General features: G+C 47.0%; 1 pseudogene. It reads left to right on the top strand.

Going from position 1 to position 664, the window contains the following annotated elements:
* Positions 1-383 precede the first annotated feature (383 nt).
* Positions 384-664 (top strand): annotated as a pseudogene (locus B472_RS16785) (low molecular weight phosphotyrosine protein phosphatase); the annotation flags it as partial.

Genomic DNA, 664 nt, shown 5'->3' with positions numbered 1-664 from the left:
AAGACTTTGACTTTGATCTCGACATTTATAAGGTCGTCAAAAAGGCCATGACAGGCTCCCATAAAAGTAGCGTGTTCAAGCTCGCCAATTCCCGGCAGACGACCGTCTCGTTTGACGCGATTGATTGATCGTGGATCACCATGCCCAAACCTGTTCGATCCCGTGTCAAAGCTTGTGAAAAATGCAAAGCTGTGAGTTCAACGCTTTACAGGGTGGCGCCAGACGAAACCGGTTCTTGGACCATGCTTTGCCAATCGTGTCGAACTCAAGCGGAGCGACACCCCAATTACCGTTATGGCGGCACATGGAAGGCCGATAAGCGGCATTGACAGTCACACCCTCTGTTGTACTTTTTAAAAAATGATTTCAACCAATTCAAAAAAATGAGCGACCCTAAATACCGAATTCTTTTTGTCTGTATGGGCAATATTTGCCGAAGTCCCACAGCCGAGGCTATCTTTTACAGAAAGCTGGCGGATAGGGAACTCCTTCAAAAAGTCAAAATTGACTCGGCGGGTACACACAACTTTCATCCTGATGCAACGCCGGATGAGCGAAGCCAGATGCATGCGCTCAAACGAGGGTATGACATGTCTCATTTAAGAGCCAGGCAAATCGTGGACAGTGACTTTGAAGAATTCGATTTGCTGTTAACGATAGATCG

Source organism: Limnohabitans sp. Rim28 (assembly GCF_000293865.2).
Taxonomy (GTDB): Bacteria; Pseudomonadota; Gammaproteobacteria; order Burkholderiales; family Burkholderiaceae_C; genus Limnohabitans_A.
Note: the sequence above shows the minus strand (reverse complement) of the source record. Positions and strands in the feature narration are given on the sequence as shown.